Source organism: Catenulispora sp. GP43, assembly GCF_041260665.1.
Taxonomy (GTDB): Bacteria; Actinomycetota; Actinomycetes; order Streptomycetales; family Catenulisporaceae; genus Catenulispora.
In genome coordinates, this window is sequence record NZ_JBGCCT010000006.1 from 39,855 (window position 1) to 58,126 (window position 18,272).

The window sequence follows — 18,272 nt, forward strand, 5'->3', positions numbered from 1 at the left end:
CGCTACCTACCCCGGTTCGAACGCACTACCTACGGGGCCGACCTGCGAGGGCGCGGCCGACCTGCAACGGGCAACCACTGGCGTCGTCAGCGACAAATAAACAGAATGAAAGGTCTCGGTCACCGGGGCTGGGTACAGTCAACGCAATACCTGTAAGAAGTAAAAACTGCTCTGTTGTTCCCTCGGAGCGTCAGGGGTCGACCACCTTGGGGGAGGTAAGCGTGCTTGCCATCGGTTCGCCACAAGCCTGGCAGGCTCTGGTCGGGCGGGAAGCCCAAGCCGAGCGCATGACCGAGGCGGTCGCCGCGCTGGCTTCGGGCCGGGGCGCGGTCTTGGAGATCGCCGGGGACCCGGGGATGGGCAAGACCCGGCTGCTGGGCCGGCTCGCGCAGCTGGCCTCCGGGCACGGCGCCCGGGTCGCGCGGTCCACCGCGCTGCGCGGGAACACCATCCCCCGCCAGCTGTTCCGGGACGCCTGGGCCGACGTGCCGGCCCCGCGGGACGCCGACCACGACGACGACGAGGCCTTCCGCCGCATCCGCGCCGGCCTGTCCGAATGGGCCGCCGACCCGGTGGGCGTCGGCGGCGCCGTGGTCTTCGACGACGTCCACCTCGCCGACGAGGCCTCCACCCGGCTGCTGGCCCGGCTGATCCGCACCCCGGTGCCCGGCCCGCTGCTGATGGCCATCGGCCACTGCCCCCGCCGCACCGGCTCGGTGCTGCTGGAAGCCCTCGACGACGGCTCCCGCACCGGCACCGTGGTCCGGGTCGAGCTCGACGCCCTGGACCTGGCCGCCGTGCAGCAGCTGGTGTCCGCCTGGTCCGGCGGCACCGATCCGGACCCGGCCTATCTGGAGCAGATCCGCGCCGCCGCCGACGGCAACCCCCGATATCTGCGGGTGCTGACCGCCGCCGGCTGGCGTCCGGAGCTGTGGCCGGACAGTCCCGGCGAGGACACCGGCGCGCTGCTGCGCGAGGGCGCCTCGATGGCCGCCGAGCTCGACGCGCTGTCCCCGGCCGAGACCGCGGTGGTCGGCGCGGCCGCGGTGCTGGGCGGCCCGTTCCGGCCCGAGGACGTCGCGGCCATCTGTGCTTCCATGCCCCCCGCTTCCATGCCTTCCAGTGCTTCCATGCCCCCCGGTGCTTCCGCTTCCCCCGATGCCTCAGAGCCCGGCGGCTTCGGCCTGGCCGGCATCCTGGACGCCCTGGACGACCTGGTGCGCGCCGACGTGGTGCGGCACGTCGCCCCCGGCGCCCGCTTCGCCTTCCGGCACCCGCTGCTGGGCCACGTCGCCCACGAGCGTGCCTCGCTGCCCACCCTGCTGGCCGCCCACCAGCGCGCGCTGGATCTGCTCAAGGCCCGCGGCGCGGGTGCGGTGGACCTGGCCCGGCACGCCGAGCACCTGGTCGGCACCGACGCCGCGGCCGCCGCCCCGCTGCTGGCTCGCGGCGCCGGCGAGATCCTGCCCGACGCGCCGGAGACCGCAGTGCGCTGGCTGCGCCTGGCGCTGCAGACCCCGGTGGGGGAGCGGCCCAGCGCCGAGCGGGACGCGCTGATGCTGGAGTGCTGCCGCGCGCTGTCCGCCGCCGGCCGCTTCGAGGAGGCCCGCGCGCTGGCCCACGACGTGCTGCGCGACGACACCTGGCTCACCGGCCCGCTGCGCCAGCGCGCCTACGCGATGCGGATCGCCGCCGAGCGCCAGCTCGGCCGCTACGACGAGGCCGCGGCCGTGGCCAGCGCCGCGATCGAGGCGCTGCCCCGGCCGCTGTCCGCCGGCGCCGCCGAGCTCGCCTTCGAATACGGCGCGCTGCACCTGTACCGGGGGACCTACGCGCTGGCCCGCCCGGTCGTGCAGGAGGTCGCCGCGGCGGTGAAGGCGGCCTCGGAGGCGGCGGCCGGTGCCGCCGTGGACGCCGCCGCGGCGCGCGAACAGGCTCGGACGGCTGCCGCGAGCGTGCCGGCGGCCTCCGGACAGCTCGGTGCGTCACACGATGTTGACACCTATTTGATCGATATACCCTCGGCCCCCGAAGCCCGCGCCGCGGCGGCGGTCCGGGTCCTGGCCGCCTTCGGCGACGCCTTCCTCGGCCAGACCGCCGACGCGATCCCGGCCCTGGTGGAGAGCGCCCGCCTGGTCGACGGCCTGCCCGACGCCACCGCCGCGCGCAACCCCGAACTGCTGGCCATGCTCGGCTGCGGCGAGATGTTCATGGAGGGCTACACCGCCGCCGCCCGCCACCTGCGCCGCTGCCTGACCATCGCCCGCAAGGGCGGCCCGCAGCAGATGAAACTCAACGTCCTGCTCGGCCTGGCCTTCATCGACCAGCAGACCGGCAACCTGCGGCGCTCCGAGCAGCGCGCCGAGGAGGCCGGCCAGGTGGCCCGGGCCACCGGCGCCGGCGACGGCGTCAGCATGGCCGAGGCGCTGCGCGTGGGCGCCATGATCTGGACCCGCCCGCGCGAGGAGTCGGCGGCTGTCGTGGCCGCCGCCGAGCACGCGGTCCGCATCGCCCGCCCCGGCAACGGCTGGTGGTCCGGCTCGGCGGCGATGCAGCTGGCCCTGGTCCGCATCGTCACCGGCGACGCCGCCGGCTGCGTGGACGCGCTGCTGGAGGGCGGCGGCGGCCCCGACCTGCGCAAGCTGCAGCCGGCCTACCGCCCGATGCTGCTGTCGATGCTGTCCTCGGCCGCCCTGCGCTGCGGCCGCCCCGAGCTGGCCCGCCAGGCGGCGCGCGACGCCGAGGAGGCCGCCGAGGCCTCGGGCCTGTCGGTGCAGCGCTGGTACGTGGTCCGAGCCCGCGCCGCCCTGCAAGCAGCCGTTGGCGACCACGCCACCGCCGCGAAGCTGTTCGAGCAGGCGGCCCTGGGCTTCCGTCGCGCCAACCGCCCGGTGCAGCACGCCTGGACCCTGATCGCCGGCAGCGCCTCCGCGGCGCTCGCCCTCGGCCCGGCGGCGGCCGGCGCGTGGCTGGATTCCGCCGAGGAAGTGGCGCGCGTCCACGGCGCGGTGCGCATCGAGCAGGACGCCGGGGACGTCCGCGAGCGGCTCCTCGCCGCCGGCTCCGCGCGCCCTTCGGCCCCCGCGGAGACGGCAGCTGAGATGGACGCCGGAGCCTCCGTCATTACCGGTGTGAAACAGGGCCCTGTCGCCGCTGGTGCGGGCGATGTCGCCGCCGCCCCGGCGGCCGTGGCGGCACCGGTGCCGCTCCAGTCGGACGTCCGGGCCCGGCTGACGGCCCGCGAACAGGAGATCGCCGCGCTCGTGGCGACCGGCCGCCGCAGCCGCGCGATCGCCGACGAGCTGTTCCTGAGCCACCGCACCGTGGAGACCCACCTGGCGAGGATCTACCGCAAGTTGAACGTTTCGTCGCGCACCGCGCTGGCCCACCTGCTTCAGGGCTCTGACAGCGCCGGCTCGGGCTGAACCGCCAGGTCGGGACCGCCCGGCCCGCTCCGGCGCGCTACTCCTTCACCCCGCTTCCCAACGCCGCCGACGTGAAGTGCCGCTGCGCCACCAGGAACAGCGCGATCACCGGCACCGCGAGCACGCAGGCCCCGGCCAGGATCACGCCGTACGGATTGGCCGCCGTGGCCGCGTTCGTCGACACGTACTCGCCGAGCGACACCGCCAACGGCTGCATCGCGTGCTTCTTGGTGATCAGGAACGGCCACAGGAACTCGTTCCACGGCCCGATGAACGTGATCACCGACGCGGTGAGGATGGCCGGCTTCGTCAGCGGCGCCGCGACCAACAGCAGCGTCCGCACCTCGCCGGCGCCGTCGATGTGCGCGGCGTCGAACAGCTCGTCCGGCAGCGAGACGAAGAACTGCCGGAAGATCAGCACCGCGGTCGCGTTGACCGCGAACGGCAGGATCATCCCGAGGTAGTTGTCCGCCAGGCCGTAGTCGCGCACCACGAGGATGTACAGCGGGATCATCATCACCTGGAACGGCAGCACCAGCACCAGGATCAGCATCCCGGCCACCGCCGGCTTGCCCGGGAAGCGCAGCCGGGCCAGCGCGTAGCCGGCGGGCAGCCCGATCACGATGGTCAGGACCACCGTGCCGAGGGTGAAGACCGCCGAGTTCGCCAGCGACGGCAGCAGCGAGATCGCCCGGTTCACGTCCCGGTAGTTCTGCAGGCCGATGTTCCCAGCCTTGGGTATCAGCCCACTGAAAGCGCCGTCGGCCCGAAGCTGCAACGACCCGACCACCATGTAGTACAGCGGGAAGATGCTCGCCAGCGCCCCGAGCGTGACGAAGCCGTAGGTGGCCAGCCGTCGCAGGACCCTGCCCGTCGAACCGTTCCTCATGCCCGCTCCTCCCGAGCCTGGGCCAGCCGGCGCGCGCCGGCACCGAGCCCGGCCACCAGCAGCACGAACAACGTCAGCAGGATGCCGATGGCCGCACCGACGCCAGGCTTTCCCTGTTCGACGCCGTCCTGGTAGATCAGCAGCGCCGGCGACATGGTCGCGCCGTTCGGACCGCCGCCCCCGGTGAGCAGATAGGGCTCGGTGAACAGGTTGGCGCCGACGATCAGCGCCAGCGTGGTCACCAGGATGGTGATGTTGCGCAGCGCCGGGACCGTGATCGCCCGGAACTGCCGCACCACGCCGGCGCCGTCGATGCTCGCCGCCTCGTAGAGCGAATCAGGGATCAACAACACCCCGGCCAGGTAGAGCAGGACGTAGAAGCCGAGCTGTTTCCACGTCACCTCCAGTGCGATCACGACCATCGCCAGATGCGAGTTGACCAGCCACGACGGGTTCGGGGCGTTACTGCCGAGCACGTGATTGACGAGCCCGCTCTGGCTGAACAGGAAGTACCAGACCCCGACGACGGCGATGCTGGCCGTGACGTAGGGCACGAAGAACGCCGAGCGGAAGAACGCCTTCATCCGCGTCAGCTTCGCCAGCACCGCCGCCAGCGTCATCCCCAGGACCACGGTGAGCGGCACGTTGATGACGAGGAACTCCAAGATGTTCAGGAACGAGCGGCGCAGCAGCGGGTCCGACCACGCCTCGCGGTAGTTCTTCAGGCCCACGAACGGCTGCGGCACCGACGCGCCGGGCGCGGCGTACACGTAGTCGAGCACTGAGATCCGGATGCCCTGGATGATCGGGACCGCGTAGACGATCACCAGGTACACCGCGTAGGGCGCGGCCAGCCACAGGCCGATGAGGGTCTTCGAACGCGGCCCCCCTGGCTTCGCGCGGGACACGGCGCCCGCCTACTTGCCGATGTCGGACGCGACGGTCCCGGCCGCGTCGTGCAGCCACTGGCTGGTCGCCTGCTGCCCGAAGACCACCGACTTCAGGTAGCTGTTGCGGAAGTCCTGCCACATGGTCACGCCGTTGGCCACGTTGGGCACCTCGACGGTGCGGCTCGCCTGCTGCGCGAACAGCGAGTACTCCGGGTGCGCGCTGAAGTAGGACGCGTAGACGCTCGGCAGGTCCGTGCGCAACGGCATCTGGCCGGTCATGCTCAGCAGCGTGCCGTCGTTGTCCTGGTCGGTGGCGAACTTCAGGAAGTCCCAGGCGGTCTGCCGGTTCTTGCAGGCGGTGAACACCGACACGGTCTTGGAGTCGGCGAAGGTGTGGATCTGGTCGGCCGGCATGCCCGCCGACGTCGGCACCGGCACCACGCCCCAGTCGACCTTCCCCGCGTAGGTCGCGATGGCCCACGGACCGACGATCGCCATCGCGGACTTCTTGTCGGCGAACGCGTCGCCGTTGTACTTCTCCTTCGGCGCCTGGTTCTTGGCGTAGACGCCGGCCCAGAAGTCGGCGACGGCCTGCCCGGCGGCGTCGTCGAAGGTGGCCTTGCCGTTCGTCACCAGCGCCTGCCCGCCGCTCTCGGCGATGTAGAGCGGGTAGTAGTCGAACCAGTTCTGGAAGAACTCGTTGGTCGGCGCCGGTGCGATCGCGTACTGCGCGACGCCCGAGCCCACCAGCTTCTGCGCTGCCGCCTCGAAGTCGGCGTAGGTGGCCAGCGCCGGATGGTCCGGGTCCAGCCCGGCGGCCTTGAACATGTCCTTGTTGTAGAAGATCATGACCGGGTTGCTCTTCCACGGCAGCTGGTAGTACTTGCCATCAGAGCTCTTGTACTCCGCGGCCACGGTCGCCCCGCTGCGGCCCTCGATGTAGGACACGCCGTCGGGGAAGTCGTTCAGCGGCACCAGCCCGCCCTGCTTCACCCAGCCCGAGATCGCCGACGGCGAGCCGTTGAACACCAGGCACGGCGCGTTCCCGGCGGCGATCGCGGCCGTGATGACCTCCTCGGAGCTGCTGCCGGCGGGGATCTCCTCCCCGCTGACCTGCTGGTCCGGATGCGCCTTGTTCCACGACGCGACGGTCGCCTTGCCCCAGGAGACTTCCTGGGCGTTGTTGGAGTACCAGATCTTGATCGGGCCGCTGGTCGGCTTGCCGCCGCCGGAGCCCCCCGAGCCGCACCCCGCCAGGGTGAGGGCCGTGCAGGCCAGCGCCGCGACCGCGGCGGTGATGGTGCGCATCTTCGGCATGGCTGATCCTCCCGAATATGGCGTAAGGGGTTCCAAAACCCCTTCCCAGGATCAAGGGAATCAAAGCTCGAAGTCGTGTCCAGTCGGGATTTGCGTACTGTTTCGCTGTGGCGGCGAAATCAGTTCGCCGCCACAGCCGACGTACGGCTACTGTTGCTCTCGGCGCCCGGTGCGCAGGCAGCGGTTACTTCTGGATCCAAGGGTTGCCGGTTCGAGTCCGGCTCGTCTCCCTCGCGGGCGGCGGTAGCTCAATGGGCAGAGCATTGGGACCGGCTTCGGCCGGGTCTCCGCAGCCGACTTGATCTCGGGCGCCTTATTCGTTCCCTTTATTCGTCCCCTGCGTTCCTACGCCTCGCGCACCACCTCGTAGTCGACGAAGACGATGCCCTGTCCGACGGTTCGAGTGCTGATGAGCCGCAGCGGCAGGACCGCGCCGGTCGGGCCGAACAGGCGCACGCCCTCGCCCACCACGACCGGCATCACCATCAAGCGGATCTCGTCGACGAGGCCCTGCTCCATGAGTGCGTGGACCAGCTGGAAGCTGGCGTACACCAGGATCTCGCCGTCGATCTCGTGCTTGAGCTCGGCGACTTCGGCGGTCAGGTCGCCGGTGATGACGGTGCCGTTGGCCCACGCGGTCTGCTCCAGGGTGCCGGACACGACGTACTTGGGCATCGTGTTCAGCTTGTCCGCCCAGGTCCCGGTGCGGCCGAGCCAGCGCGAAGCGAACCACTCGTCGCTCGTGCGTCCCAGTAGCAACGCCTCGGCGGCCATTGCCTCCTTCTCGAACTCCGCGGCCCAGGCGGCCCGGTCGTCATGCACGGACAGCTCGAACCAGCCGCCGAGTGCGAAGCCCTCCTTGCCCTCCGGGTCCTGCACGACGCCGTCGAGCGAGGTGTTGGTGCTGACGATGATCTTCCCCATGGTGGTTCCTTCCCTCGGTGCCGTTGTGCTGTCGGCGATGCAGACACCGCGGGTCGGCGCGGATTGGGCGCCGTCGCAGCGCCCAATTCGCGATCCGGCAGGTGTCTGCATGTGCGAGAGAAGCGCCGAGTGCGATATATACCTGTTTGCGTAATCATGGAGGCGACGAGATGAGTGCGATGACGACCGAGCCGACAGCGCTGCTGCGACGGGCCGAATCCGGCGACGGCGCGGCGTTCGACGAACTGGTCGCCCCGTACCGGCGCGAACTCCAGGTGCACTGCTATCGGATGCTGGGCTCGTTCCAGGACGCCGAGGACGCGCTCCAGGACACACTGCTCAGCGCATGGCAGGGTCTGGCCGGCTTCGAGGGCCGCTCGTCGGTCCGCACGTGGCTCTACCGCATCGCCACCAACCGCTGCCTGAACGCACGCCGCTCAGCCAGCCGCCGCAGCGCCAAGGAGTGGAACGTCCCCGGAGTCGAGCCGCCGGCACCGACCAGGCTCGGAGAAGTGTTCTGGCTGGAGCCGTTCCCCGACGCCCTGCTCGAAGGAGTCCTCGACGCATCCCCGCCGGGACCCGAGGCGCGCTACGAGCAGAGCGAAGCCGTCTCGCTGGCATTCGTCACGGCGCTCCAGGTACTGCCACCCCGCCAGGTGGCCGTACTGCTGCTCCGCGACGTCCTCGGCTACCACGCCGCTGAGGTCGCGGACATGCTGGACACCACGACGGAGTCGGTGAGCAGCGCCCTGAAGCGCGCCCGCGCCGGCCTGGAACGCCGCCGCCCCACCGCGACCAGCGCGTCCACCGAGGAGAACGCCCTCGCCGCCAAGTTCGCCACCGCTTATGAAGCCGCTGACATCGAAGCGGTGATCGCCCTCCTCACCGACGACGTCTTCACATCAATGCCGCCGATGCCCTTCGAGTACCAGGGACGCGCGGCCACGGTGGCCTTCCTCAGCAGCATCCTGGACTCCGGACGGCGCCACCAGCTGGTGCCCACGCGCGCCAACGGACAGCCGGCGTTCGGCGCCTATCTGCGCGGGAGCGGCGAGGTCAGCCACGGAGTGGGCTTGTTCGTACTCGAAGTCAGGGACGGCGGAATCAGCGCTCTGACGCGCTTCGAGAGTGGGGCGTTGCCGTGGTTCGGTCTGCCGCGGTCGATTCCGGCGGTGCGGGAGTAGCGGGCGTAGTCGACGCGAGGCGGGGGTGGGCCCCTTCTACTTCAACCCGCCCCGCAGCGCGTCAACCCGCCCCACCGCGGCATCGAACCCGGCCCGGCTCAGCGTCCCGTTGTTCACCCCGGCGACGATCGCCGACGCGGCAGCGTCACCCTGTGCCGGGTCGCCCGACGAGCACAGCAGCAGGTCCATCCCCGCCTCGGCCGCCGACAGAGCTCGGTTCCCCGCGCCCCCGAACGACTGCAGCGCACCGGCCTCCAGCGCGTCGGTGATCGTCACGCCCTTGAAGCCGATGCGGCCGCGCAGTTCGTTCTGCACCACCGCCGACGACATGCCGGCGGGGTGGTTCGGGTCGAGGGCCGGGTACACCGCCCAGGACATCATCACCAGCTTCACGCCGTTCTGCACCGCTGCCACATAGGGCAGCTCGTCGATGGTGCGCAGGTTGTTCAGTGACACGTCCAGGGTCACCGGGCGCTCGTCGGTGTTCGCGCCGTTCGGGGCCGAGCCGAGGCCGGGGAAGTGCTTGCCGGTGGCGGCGACGCCGGTGTTCTGCTGGGCCACGATGAAGGCCGAGCCCAGTTGGGAGACCGTGAGCGGGTTCTGGCTGAAGGAGCGCTGGGCTGCGTCGAGGAAGTTGCCGGGGGTGCGGTAGACGTCCAGGACCGGTGCCAGGTTCAGGTTCATGCCGACGCTCGACATGTTCTGGCCGGCCGCGGCGCCCTGGGCGGTGGCCGCGGCGACGGGGTTCGCGCTCTCGCCGACTTGCTTCGCCGAGTCGAAGGGCGGTCCGGGCAGGCGCTTGACGATGCCGCCCTCCTGGTCGGTCATCAGCAGCAGGGGCAGGTGGACCGGGCTGGCGGCCTGGGCCTGGCGGAGCTGGGTGATCACGCCGGCGATCTGCGACTCGCTGGAGATGTTGCCGCCGAAGAAGATGACGCCCGCCGCATCCCCCTGACGGATCAGGTCGAACAGGTGCTGCGGCGGGGTCAGGCCCTGGTAGGAGTAGATGATCCGCTGGCCCGCCTCCTGCTGGAGGGTCAGGCCTGCGGGGGCCGCCGGGGTGGTCGAGGTCGTCGCCGGGGGCTTGGGGGTCGTCGTGGTCGGCGGCGGGGTGGTGGTCGTGGTGCTCGGCGTCGTCGTCGTGCTGGTGGTGGACGGCGGCGTGGAGGTGGTGGTCGGCGGGGTCGTGGTCGTGGTGGTGGACGACGTCGAACTCCCGTTCGCCGCCGTCTTCGACCCGCTGCTGGAGCACGCGCCGCTCAGCAGCCCCACCGCGGCGATCAGCGCCACCGCCGCCGCGCCACCGGTTCTCTTGCGCCGTCCGCTCCGCATCCCAGCATCAACCATGGACTCCACCATGGCTAAAGCGGGCGCGAGATGCCAGCCGGCTAGGCCGTCTTGGTGCGTCGGCGCCCGCGCTAGGACGCCTGCAAAGCCTGCGCCACCGGCGCCGGCATCAGCTCCACCGCGCGGATCCGCTCGGCCCGGTTCGGGGAGGCCGGGGCCAGGATCACCTCGTCGGCGACCGTGCGTTCGGCCAGCCGCTCGATGTAGTCCGCGGCCTGCTTCGGCGTCCCGGCGGCTGTGACCCGCATCATGCCCTTCACGTGCTCCCCGGCAGGGGTCGCCAGCACCTGGTCCAGCTCATCGTCGCTGAGCTCCGCGTCCCCGCTGCCGCGCCGGACCAGGAACCGCTTCGCCCGCCAGCGCAGCGCGGCCTGGTACTGGAGCTCGGCCTCCTCCTCGGTGCCGGCCGCTATCAGGTTCGACGCCACGATCAGGTACGGCTCGGGGTGCCCCGGGCTCGGCCGGTACTCCGCGCGGTACAGCTCGGTGGCCGCGGCCAGCGCGTCAGGGGCGAAATGCGAGGCGAACGCGTACGGCAGCCCCAGCGCGGCGGCCAGCTGCGCGCCGAACAGCGAGGAGCCCAGGATGTACAGCGGCACGTTCGAGCCGTCGCCGGGGGTGGCCCGCACTCCCGGGATCCGGGTCTGGCCGGACAGGAAGCCCTGCAGTTCCAGCACGTCCTGCGGGAAGCTGTCCGCCGACTCCGGGCCGCGCCGCAACGCCCGCATCGTCGCCTGGTCCGAGCCCGGCGCGCGCCCCAGCCCCAGGTCGATCCGGTCCGGGTGCAGCGCCGCGAGCGTCCCGAACTGCTCGGCGATGACCAGCGGCGAGTGGTTCGGCAGCATGACGCCGCCGGCTCCCAGCCGGATCCGCTCGGTGTTCGCCGCGACGTGCGCGATCAGCACGCTCGTGGCCGCCGAGGCGATCGCCGGCATGTTGTGGTGCTCGGCGTACCAGACGCGCTCGTAGCCGCCGCGCTCGGCGGCCCGCGCCAGCGGCACGGCCCCGTGCAGCGCCTCGCCCGGATGCTCGCCGGGCGCGACCGCGGCGACGTCGAGCAGGGAGTACTTCATCGGTCCTCGTCTCCCGGAGCGCCGGGCACGTGCTGGCGTGCTCCGCCCCGTGCGAACTGTGCGATCTGTGCGAACTGCGGTGTGCGACGAGGGGCAACGCGCACGGGACAAGGGGCATTCCCGAGGGGCGTCTGTGACGAAGCCGGCAGGATTTACGATGCGGCCAGATCCGCGTGGAACTTCTTCGTGACCTCCGGATGCGCCCGCAGATACCCCTTCAGCTCGTTCCGCCCGAACTCCGCGTAGAGCGGATTCGAGGGGTCGTTGTCCGCGCCGGGCGCGTGGTGCGAGTGCGGGAACTTTAGCGGCTCGATGTGCGCGTCCAGCCGCGGGTTGTAGAAGAACGGCACCGAGAACCGCTCCTGCTGCGGACTGACCACCCGGTGGCTCGTCGCCTTCAGATACCCGTCGGTGGCCACCTCCAGCAGCTCGCCGAGGTTCACCACGAAGGCCCCCGGCATCGGCGGCACGTCCAGGAACGACCCGTCCGGCCGCGCCACCTGCAGCCCGCCGACCGAGTCCTGCAGCAGCAGCGTGATGAAGCCGTAGTCCTTGTGCGTCCCGACGCCCTGCGCCGCGCCGTCCGGGGCGGCACCGGGATACCGGACCAGCTTCAGCCGCAGGTGCGGATGCCCGGCGAAGGCGTCGTCGTAGAAGTCCGGGCGCGCCCCGATCGAGGCCAGCAGCTCGTGCAGCAGCCGCTGCGAGACGGCGCTGAGCTTGTCGATCCAGGCCAGGGTCGCCTCCCGCAGCTGCGGGAGGTTCTCCGGCCACTGGTTGGGCCCCTGGAGCCACCAGTACGCCGGCTCCCCGGCCCCCGGCACGTGCGGCGGCAGCTCCAGCCCGATGTCCATCTGGTCGCGCCAGTCCCGCGCGCCGGCGGTGTGCTCCTCGCCGGTGCTGGTGTAGCCGCGGAAATGCGGCGAGTTGAGGTTGCTGACCGCCAGCCGGTCGGCCCGCGGCAGCGCGAAGAACGAACGCATCGCGTCGGTGAGCGCGGTGGTCTCGGTCTCGGTGACGCCGTGCCCGACCAGCTGGAAGAAGCCGACGCCGGTGGCCGCCGCCCGCAGTGCCTCGCGCAGCTCGGCCCGATCCTGGTCGGACCCGTCGGCCATCGACAGGTCGATCACCGGCAGGCCGGGGGCCGGGCCGGCGACGTCGGTGCCGGTGTCGGCGGTTTCGGGGCTTGCGGGGCCGAGGCCGACGAGGTCGGCGGCGTCGGCGGAGGTCTGGTGCGTCATGGTGCATCCGCGGGTCGGTCGGGACGGGACACCTGCCTCTCCACCGTAATACGCCCCGCCGGAGCGGGCCGTTCGGCGAATCAGCTGGTCAGGTGACGTGGCCGCCACCGCCGATCATCAACCCGGGCGGCCCCGCCTTCATTCCTCAGCGCCCGACGTACTCCGCGAGATGCTCCCCGGTCAGCGTGGACCGCTGTTCGCCGGCGCGCCGGCCCTGGACCAGTCGGTCTCGGCACAACGCCCGTGACGTTCTTGACTGGCATCCAGCAGAGGCCGGACTCCGTCTCCTATGTGCGCGGCGAATCGTACAGTTGATGTCCGTTATGAAAAAGCACATGTTCACTCTCGCGGCCGTCTCAGCGCTCGCCATCGCCATGAGCGGTTGCGGATCCAGCGGCACCGTCACCGGCAGGCAGTCCGTTGCGACGGATTCGAGTCCCCTCACAGCCAATACATCGGCGTCACCTTCCGACCCGGCCAGCGCGCCGGCCACTTCCTCGGGCGGGCCGGCGTCGTCGTCCCAACCGCACGACACCGCGATGACCCTCGCCGACGCGCCAAAGCTCACCGACGCCTGGCTGGCCCAGTACAACGACGCCGTCAAGAACCCGAACTTGTGGGCCACCCAGGGCCAGATCAACCAGGTGATGCTTGGTGGATCGGCCGTCGAGGCGGCGTTGGACGAGGCCGAGTACAACACCGCGAACAAGAAGGACCGCCTGCGCAAGCCGCTGAACTGGCCGGCGGACCGGACCTACTACGTCCCGAAGACCGAGCCGGCCGGGGTCGGCTGGTTCATCGTGCAGGCCCCGGACCAGAGCGGCGTGCAGCGCTACTGGGAGTTTGTCGAAGAGAACGGCACCGCCTTGCTGTACGACGACCCCCAGCTGCACTCGGGCGAGACCCAGCCGAAGCCGGCCCTGACCGCCGACGGCTACGTCACCGCCGCCGACCCCGACGCCGGCGGCAAGATCGCCGACCGCTACATACAGTTCTGGAACCTCGGCACCCACGCACAGGCGATGACGGGCACGCCGAAGCTGGCGTCCGACAACTACAGCGTGCGGCACTTCGCGGCGGCCACGCAGAACGGCACAAGCCAGTTCGGCAACTACGTCAGCCATGGCAAATTCGCCTTCGGCTTCAAGACCGCCGACGGGGGTTCCTTCTACATCCTGCAGCTCGACCAGGACCCCAAAGCTGTCGTCAACGAAATGATGTTGGGGGTCACGGTGCCCAGCACCGGCACCGACATCGAGGAACCGGCGGGCACCCTCGCCGGCTGAGAGCCGCGCCGCGGCACCGCGGACGCCCCGGCCGGACTCGGCGGTCGGGGCGACTGTGTGCCGGGTGATTCAGCGCGTGCTGACCGATCAAGCCCCGACGTCCTTCACGCCCCCACGTACTGCGCGAGGTGCTGGCCGGTCAGCGTGGACCGCCCCTTCACCAGATCCGCCGGCGTCCCCTCGAACACCACGCGGCCGCCGTCGTGCCCGGCGCCCGGGCCCAGGTCCACGATCCAGTCCGCGTGCGCCATCACCGCCTGGTGGTGCTCGATGACGATCACCGACTTGCCGGCCTCGACCAGCCGGTCCAGCAGCCCCAGCAGCTGCTCGACGTCCGCCAGGTGCAGCCCCGTGGTCGGCTCGTCGAGCACGTACACGCCGCCGTCCTCGGCCATCGCCACGGCCAGCTTCAGCCGCTGGCGCTCGCCGCCGGACAGCGTGGTCAGCGGCTGGCCCAGGCTCAGGTAGCCCAGGCCCACGTCGGAGAGCCGGGCCAGGATCCGGTGCGCGGCTGGGATCTTGGCCTCGCCGTCGGCGAAGAACGCCTCGGCCTCGTCCACCGGCATCGCCAGCACCTCGGCGATGTCTCGTCCGCCGAAGCGGTACTCCAGCACCTCCGCCTGGTACCGCTTGCCCTCGCACTCCTCGCAGACCGTCGCGACCCCGGCCATCATCGCCAGGTCGGTGTACACCACCCCGGCGCCGTTGCAGGTCGGGCAGGCGCCCTCGGAGTTCGCGCTGAACAGCGCCGGCTTCACGCCGTTGGCCTTCGCGAACGCCTTGCGGATCGGCTCCAGCAGCCCGGTGTACGTGGCCGGATTGCTGCGCCGGGAACCGCGGATCGGGCTCTGGTCGATCGACACCACGCCGTCGCGCTTGGGCATCGAGCTGTGGATCAGCGAGCTCTTGCCCGAGCCGGCGACGCCGGTGACGACCACCAGCACGCCGAGCGGGATGTCGACGTCCACGTCGCGCAAGTTGTTGGCGGACGCCCCGCGGATCTCCAGTGCGCCCTTGGCTTCGCGCGTCTGCTTCTTCAGCGCCGCGCGGTCGTCCAGGTGCCGCCCGGTGACCGTGTCGCTGCCGCGCAGGCCGTCGATCGTGCCCTCGAAGCACACCGCGCCGCCGCCGGACCCGGCCCCGGGCCCGAGGTCGACCACGTGGTCCGCGATCGCGATCATCTCCGGCTTGTGCTCGACGACCAGCACCGTGTTGCCCTTGTCGCGCAGGCGCAGCAGCAGCTCGTTCATCCGCTGGATGTCGTGCGGGTGCAGGCCCACGGTCGGCTCGTCGAAGACGTAGGTGACGTCGGTCAGCGAGGAGCCCAGGTGCCGGATCATCTTCACCCGCTGCGCCTCGCCGCCGGACAGCGTCCCGGAGGAGCGGGACAGCGACAGGTAGCCCAGGCCGATCTCGACGAACGAGTCAAGGGTCTGCGACAGCGCGGCCAGCAGCGGCGCCACCGACGGCTCGGCCAGCCCCCGCACCCACTCGGCCAGGTCGCTGATCTGCATCTCGCAGGCGTCGGCGATGCTGATGCCCTTGATCTTGGAGGACCGCGCGCCCGCCGAAAGCCGGGTGCCGTTACAGTCCGGGCACGTGGTGAACGTGACCGCGCGGTCCACGAACGCCCGGATGTGCGGCTGCAGCGATTCGCGCTCCTTGGACAGCATCGACTTCTGGATGCGCGGGATCAGACCCTCGTAGGTCATGTTGATGCCCGCGATCTTCATCCGCGTCGGCTCCCGGTGCAGGAAGTCGTGCAGCTCCTTCTTGGTGAACTTCTTGATCGGCTTGTCCGGGTCGAAGAACCCCGACTCGGCGTACAGCCGCGAGTTCCAGCCGCCGCCGGAGTAGCCGGGCACGGTGATCGCGCCGTCGTTGACGGACTTCGTCTCGTCGTAGAGCTCGGTCAGGTCGATGTCGCTGACCGTGCCCCGGCCCTCGCAGCGCGGGCACATGCCGCCGACGATGCTGAAGCTGCGGCGCTCCTTGACGGTCTGGCCGCCCTTCTCCAAGGTGACCGCGCCGGCACCGCTGATCGAGGCGGTGTTGAAGGAGAACGCCTTCGCCGAGCCGATGTGCGGCGTGCCCAGACGGCTGAACAGGATGCGCAGCATCGCGTTGGCGTCGGTTGCGGTCCCGACAGTCGAGCGCGGGTCGCCGCCCATGCGCTGCTGGTCCACGATGATCGCGGTGGTCAGCCCGTCCAGGACGTCCACTTCGGGGCGCGACTGCGTGGGCATGAAGCCCTGCACGAACGCACTGTAGGTCTCGTTGATCAGCCGCTGCGACTCCGCCGCGATGGTGCCGAACACCAGCGAGCTCTTGCCGGAGCCGGAGACGCCGGTGAAGACGGTCAGCCGGCGCTTGGGCAGCTCGATGCTGACGTCTTTGAGGTTGTTCACGCGGGCGCCGTGGACCCGGATGAGGTCGTGGCTGTCGGCGGCGTGCATGCTGCGTCTCCTCGGTTCGGCGGGGCGTCGGCGCTACTTCGTCTGCTGGATCCGGATCAGGTTCCCGGCCGGGTCCCGGAACGCGCAGTCCCGCACCCCGTACGGCTGGTCCGTCGGCTCCTGAACGACCTCCGCGTCGTGCGCCTGCACCCGGTCGAACGTCCCGTCCACATCGCTGGTGGCCAGCAGGATCACAGCGTACGTGCCCTTGGCCATCATCTCGGCGACGGTCTGCCGCTCGGCCTCGGTCACGCCCGGATCGGCGCTCGGCGGGTACAGCACGACCGAGGTCCCCGGCTGCCCGGCCGGCCCGACGGTGATCCACCGCATCCCGTTGAACCCGACGTCCTTGCGCACCTCGAAACCAAGCACGTCCCGATAGAAGGCGAGCGACTCATCGGGGTCCGAATGCGGCAGAAAACTCGCGTGAATGGTGAGGTCCATGCCCTTCACCCTAGGTGAGCGCCCCAGCCCGGACTTCTCGAATCCTGACCGGTCGCGTCACCCGCGTGGCCACGCACGACGGCAGCCCCGCGGTCGCGAACGCCGCCGCCCGCTTGTACTCGCTCGGCGGCATCCCGACCAGCTCGGCGAACCGCGTACTGAAGGTCCCCAACGACGAGCACCCGACGGCGAAACACACCTCGGTGACCGTCAGATCGCCCCGCCGCAGCATCGCCATGGCCCGCTCGATCCGCCGCGTCATGAGATAGGAGTACGGCGATTCCCCGTACGCGGCCTTGAACTCCCGGCTCAGATGCCCCGCCGACATGTGCACCCCGCGCGCCAGCGCCTCGACGTTCAGCGGCTGCGCGTACTCGCGGTCGATGCGGTCGCGGACGCGGCGCAGGCGGGCGAGGTCTTGGAGCCGCTGGTCGGGGGTGGTCGGGGCGGTCATGGGTTTGATCGTAGAGGAGGGGGGGCGACAAATGCGGCTTCACCTGGACGGACGGCTTTTCCCTCATGCCGCCGCCCCTCCGGGTAGCTTCCGATAACGGAACCGAACCGCGCCCCGGAAGGACTCCCCATGCCCACAGCGATCCGCAGCCAGGTGATCCCGGTCTCCGATCTGGACGCCGCCAAGTCGGTCTACACCGCCCTGCTCGGTGACCCGCACACCGACACGCCCTACTACGTCGGCTACAACGTCGCCGGCTTTGAGGTGGCGCTGACCCCGGGCGACGTCTCGGGCGGGCCGGTGGCCTACGCCGACGTCGACGACCTGGACGCGACCCGGGAGACGCTGCTCGCCGCCGGCGCCACCGAGCGGGACGCGCCGCGGCAGGTCGCGCCGGAGGCGCGGGTGTGCGTGCTGCTGGACAAGGACGGCAACGCGATCGGGCTGCGTGGCAAATAGTGAGCGCCGGACGCTGAGTGCTGAAACAGCGGCGCCCGCCCGGGAAGCCGGGCGGGCGCCGCTGCGACTGTGGCTCAGGTCGCGATGTTCAGGAACGTGACCGTCACCGTGTAGCTCCGGGCCGTGGGGCTCGTCGGCTCCGGCGTGAACGTCATCGTCCCGGAGCCGCCGCACGGCACCAGCCACGTCGTGGGGATCGCGGCCGGGGCGAAGTAGGAGTCGAACACGATGGCCTGGGTCGTCGCCGAGGCCGGAGTGAAGCCGGCCAAGATCTGGCGCCCCTGGCTGCCGGTGAAGCCGGCCGGCGTCACCGGCGGCACGATGCTGCGCACCTCCGCGGTCTGGCCCGCGATCGGGTGGCCGACGGAGGTCGAGGTGACCGGTCCCGGGCACACGACGGTCACGACCGCGTCCGCGGTCTTGCCGTTGACCAGGCCGACGAAGGCCGTGTTCGGGGTGATGGGGAGCGGGTCCTGGGCTGCGGCTCCCGCCGCGGTGAGGACCGGTACGAGGGCCGTGCCGAGCGCGAGCGCGGTCGCGGCGGCGCGGCGGCGGGCGGTGGGGGAGTGGGGCATGTGGGCCTCCTGAATCAGAACGCTGAAACGGTGGGGCGGTTCGGCGAGAAGGCAGCACGGAAACTAGGGGCGGCGCGCGCCGGCGTCAACGTCAACTGGCCGGTGAGTGGGGGAGTGTCGATGTCCGGCCACGGGCCCCCTGTGGCGACATGTGGCGGCCCTGTCGCGAACCTCTCGCGACCCTGTGGCGGACATCACCACCCGATCGGCCCCCGTGGTGTACGAAACAGTTTCGTTTCGCGCGCGAACCGTGCTACTGTACGAAACAGTTTCGTACATCACGCTGTATCGCAAGGCGAAAGGAGCGG

General features: G+C 70.9%; 15 protein-coding genes. 4 read left to right on the forward strand and 11 right to left on the reverse strand.

The window, feature by feature from the left end; genetic code table 11:
- Window positions 1-221: 221 nt before the first annotated feature.
- Window positions 222-3,425, forward strand: a complete 3,204-nt coding sequence (locus ABH926_RS14295) for a LuxR C-terminal-related transcriptional regulator (RefSeq protein WP_370366004.1) — start codon at window positions 222-224, stop codon at window positions 3,423-3,425.
- A gap of 37 nt (window positions 3,426-3,462) precedes the next feature.
- Here the strand turns inward: ABH926_RS14295 and ABH926_RS14300 are convergent, their stop codons facing one another.
- The 4 genes from ABH926_RS14300 to ABH926_RS14315 all read right to left on the reverse strand — a co-directional run bounded on the left by ABH926_RS14300 (window position 3,463) and on the right by ABH926_RS14315 (window position 7,445).
- The gene (locus ABH926_RS14300) at window positions 3,463-4,314 is read right to left on the reverse strand and encodes a carbohydrate ABC transporter permease (RefSeq protein ID WP_370366005.1); all 852 of its coding nucleotides are present in this window, start codon (window positions 4,312-4,314) and stop codon (window positions 3,463-3,465) included.
- A complete protein-coding gene (locus ABH926_RS14305) occupies window positions 4,311-5,222 on the reverse strand; it encodes a carbohydrate ABC transporter permease (protein ID WP_370366006.1) in 912 nt (303 codons plus the stop codon). Before ABH926_RS14305 ends, ABH926_RS14300 begins: the two co-directional genes overlap by 4 nt.
- A gap of 9 nt (window positions 5,223-5,231) precedes the next feature.
- On the reverse strand, window positions 5,232-6,521 hold the full coding sequence (locus tag ABH926_RS14310) for an extracellular solute-binding protein (RefSeq protein WP_370366007.1): 1,290 nt from the start codon (window positions 6,519-6,521) through the stop codon (window positions 5,232-5,234).
- Window positions 6,522-6,866: 345 nt separating this feature from the next.
- Complete coding sequence (locus ABH926_RS14315; RefSeq protein ID WP_370366008.1) at window positions 6,867-7,445, reverse strand: dihydrofolate reductase family protein; 579 nt, start codon at window positions 7,443-7,445, stop codon at window positions 6,867-6,869.
- Window positions 7,446-7,615: 170 nt separating this feature from the next.
- On the opposite strand from ABH926_RS14315, the gene ABH926_RS14320 reads away from it, so the two are divergent.
- Window positions 7,616-8,629: a sigma-70 family RNA polymerase sigma factor gene (locus ABH926_RS14320; RefSeq protein WP_370366009.1), complete on the forward strand. Its 1,014-nt coding sequence runs from the start codon at window positions 7,616-7,618 to the stop codon at window positions 8,627-8,629.
- A gap of 36 nt (window positions 8,630-8,665) precedes the next feature.
- Here ABH926_RS14320 and ABH926_RS14325 read toward each other — a convergent pair whose 3' ends face one another.
- The 3 genes from ABH926_RS14325 to ABH926_RS14335 all read right to left on the reverse strand — a co-directional run bounded on the left by ABH926_RS14325 (window position 8,666) and on the right by ABH926_RS14335 (window position 12,290).
- Window positions 8,666-9,976 carry a glycoside hydrolase family 3 N-terminal domain-containing protein gene (locus ABH926_RS14325; protein WP_370366010.1) on the reverse strand — a complete coding sequence of 437 codons (1,311 nt, stop codon included), beginning with the start codon at window positions 9,974-9,976 and terminating at the stop codon, window positions 8,666-8,668.
- 71 nt (window positions 9,977-10,047) lie between these two features.
- On the reverse strand, window positions 10,048-11,049 hold the full coding sequence (locus ABH926_RS14330; RefSeq protein ID WP_370366011.1) for an LLM class flavin-dependent oxidoreductase: 1,002 nt from the start codon (window positions 11,047-11,049) through the stop codon (window positions 10,048-10,050).
- 152 nt (window positions 11,050-11,201) lie between these two features.
- Entirely contained in the window at window positions 11,202-12,290 is a 1,089-nt protein-coding gene (locus tag ABH926_RS14335; RefSeq protein WP_370366012.1) for an isopenicillin N synthase family dioxygenase, read from the reverse strand.
- 539 nt (window positions 12,291-12,829) lie between these two features.
- Between ABH926_RS14335 and ABH926_RS14340 the strand changes: the two genes are divergently transcribed.
- Complete coding sequence (locus tag ABH926_RS14340; protein WP_370366013.1) at window positions 12,830-13,576, forward strand: hypothetical protein; 747 nt, start codon at window positions 12,830-12,832, stop codon at window positions 13,574-13,576.
- Window positions 13,577-13,680: 104 nt separating this feature from the next.
- Here the strand turns inward: ABH926_RS14340 and ABH926_RS14345 are convergent, their stop codons facing one another.
- The 3 genes from ABH926_RS14345 to ABH926_RS14355 are packed head-to-tail and all read right to left on the reverse strand — an operon-like array spanning window position 13,681 to window position 16,930.
- Entirely contained in the window at window positions 13,681-16,032 is a 2,352-nt protein-coding gene (locus ABH926_RS14345) for an ATP-binding cassette domain-containing protein (RefSeq protein ID WP_370366014.1), read from the reverse strand.
- Between the two features lie 33 nt (window positions 16,033-16,065).
- On the reverse strand, window positions 16,066-16,476 hold the full coding sequence (locus tag ABH926_RS14350) for a VOC family protein (RefSeq protein WP_370366015.1): 411 nt from the start codon (window positions 16,474-16,476) through the stop codon (window positions 16,066-16,068).
- A 10-nt stretch (window positions 16,477-16,486) separates the two neighbouring features.
- Window positions 16,487-16,930, reverse strand: a complete 444-nt coding sequence (locus ABH926_RS14355) for a helix-turn-helix transcriptional regulator (protein ID WP_370366016.1) — start codon at window positions 16,928-16,930, stop codon at window positions 16,487-16,489.
- A 129-nt stretch (window positions 16,931-17,059) separates the two neighbouring features.
- Here ABH926_RS14355 and ABH926_RS14360 point away from each other — a divergent pair, with 129 nt between their 5' ends.
- Complete coding sequence (locus ABH926_RS14360; protein ID WP_370366017.1) at window positions 17,060-17,389, forward strand: VOC family protein; 330 nt, start codon at window positions 17,060-17,062, stop codon at window positions 17,387-17,389.
- Window positions 17,390-17,463: 74 nt separating this feature from the next.
- On the opposite strand, the gene ABH926_RS14365 is transcribed toward ABH926_RS14360, so the two are convergent.
- Window positions 17,464-17,964 carry a hypothetical protein gene (locus tag ABH926_RS14365; protein WP_370366018.1) on the reverse strand — a complete coding sequence of 167 codons (501 nt, stop codon included), beginning with the start codon at window positions 17,962-17,964 and terminating at the stop codon, window positions 17,464-17,466.
- Window positions 17,965-18,272: the final 308 nt, after the last annotated feature.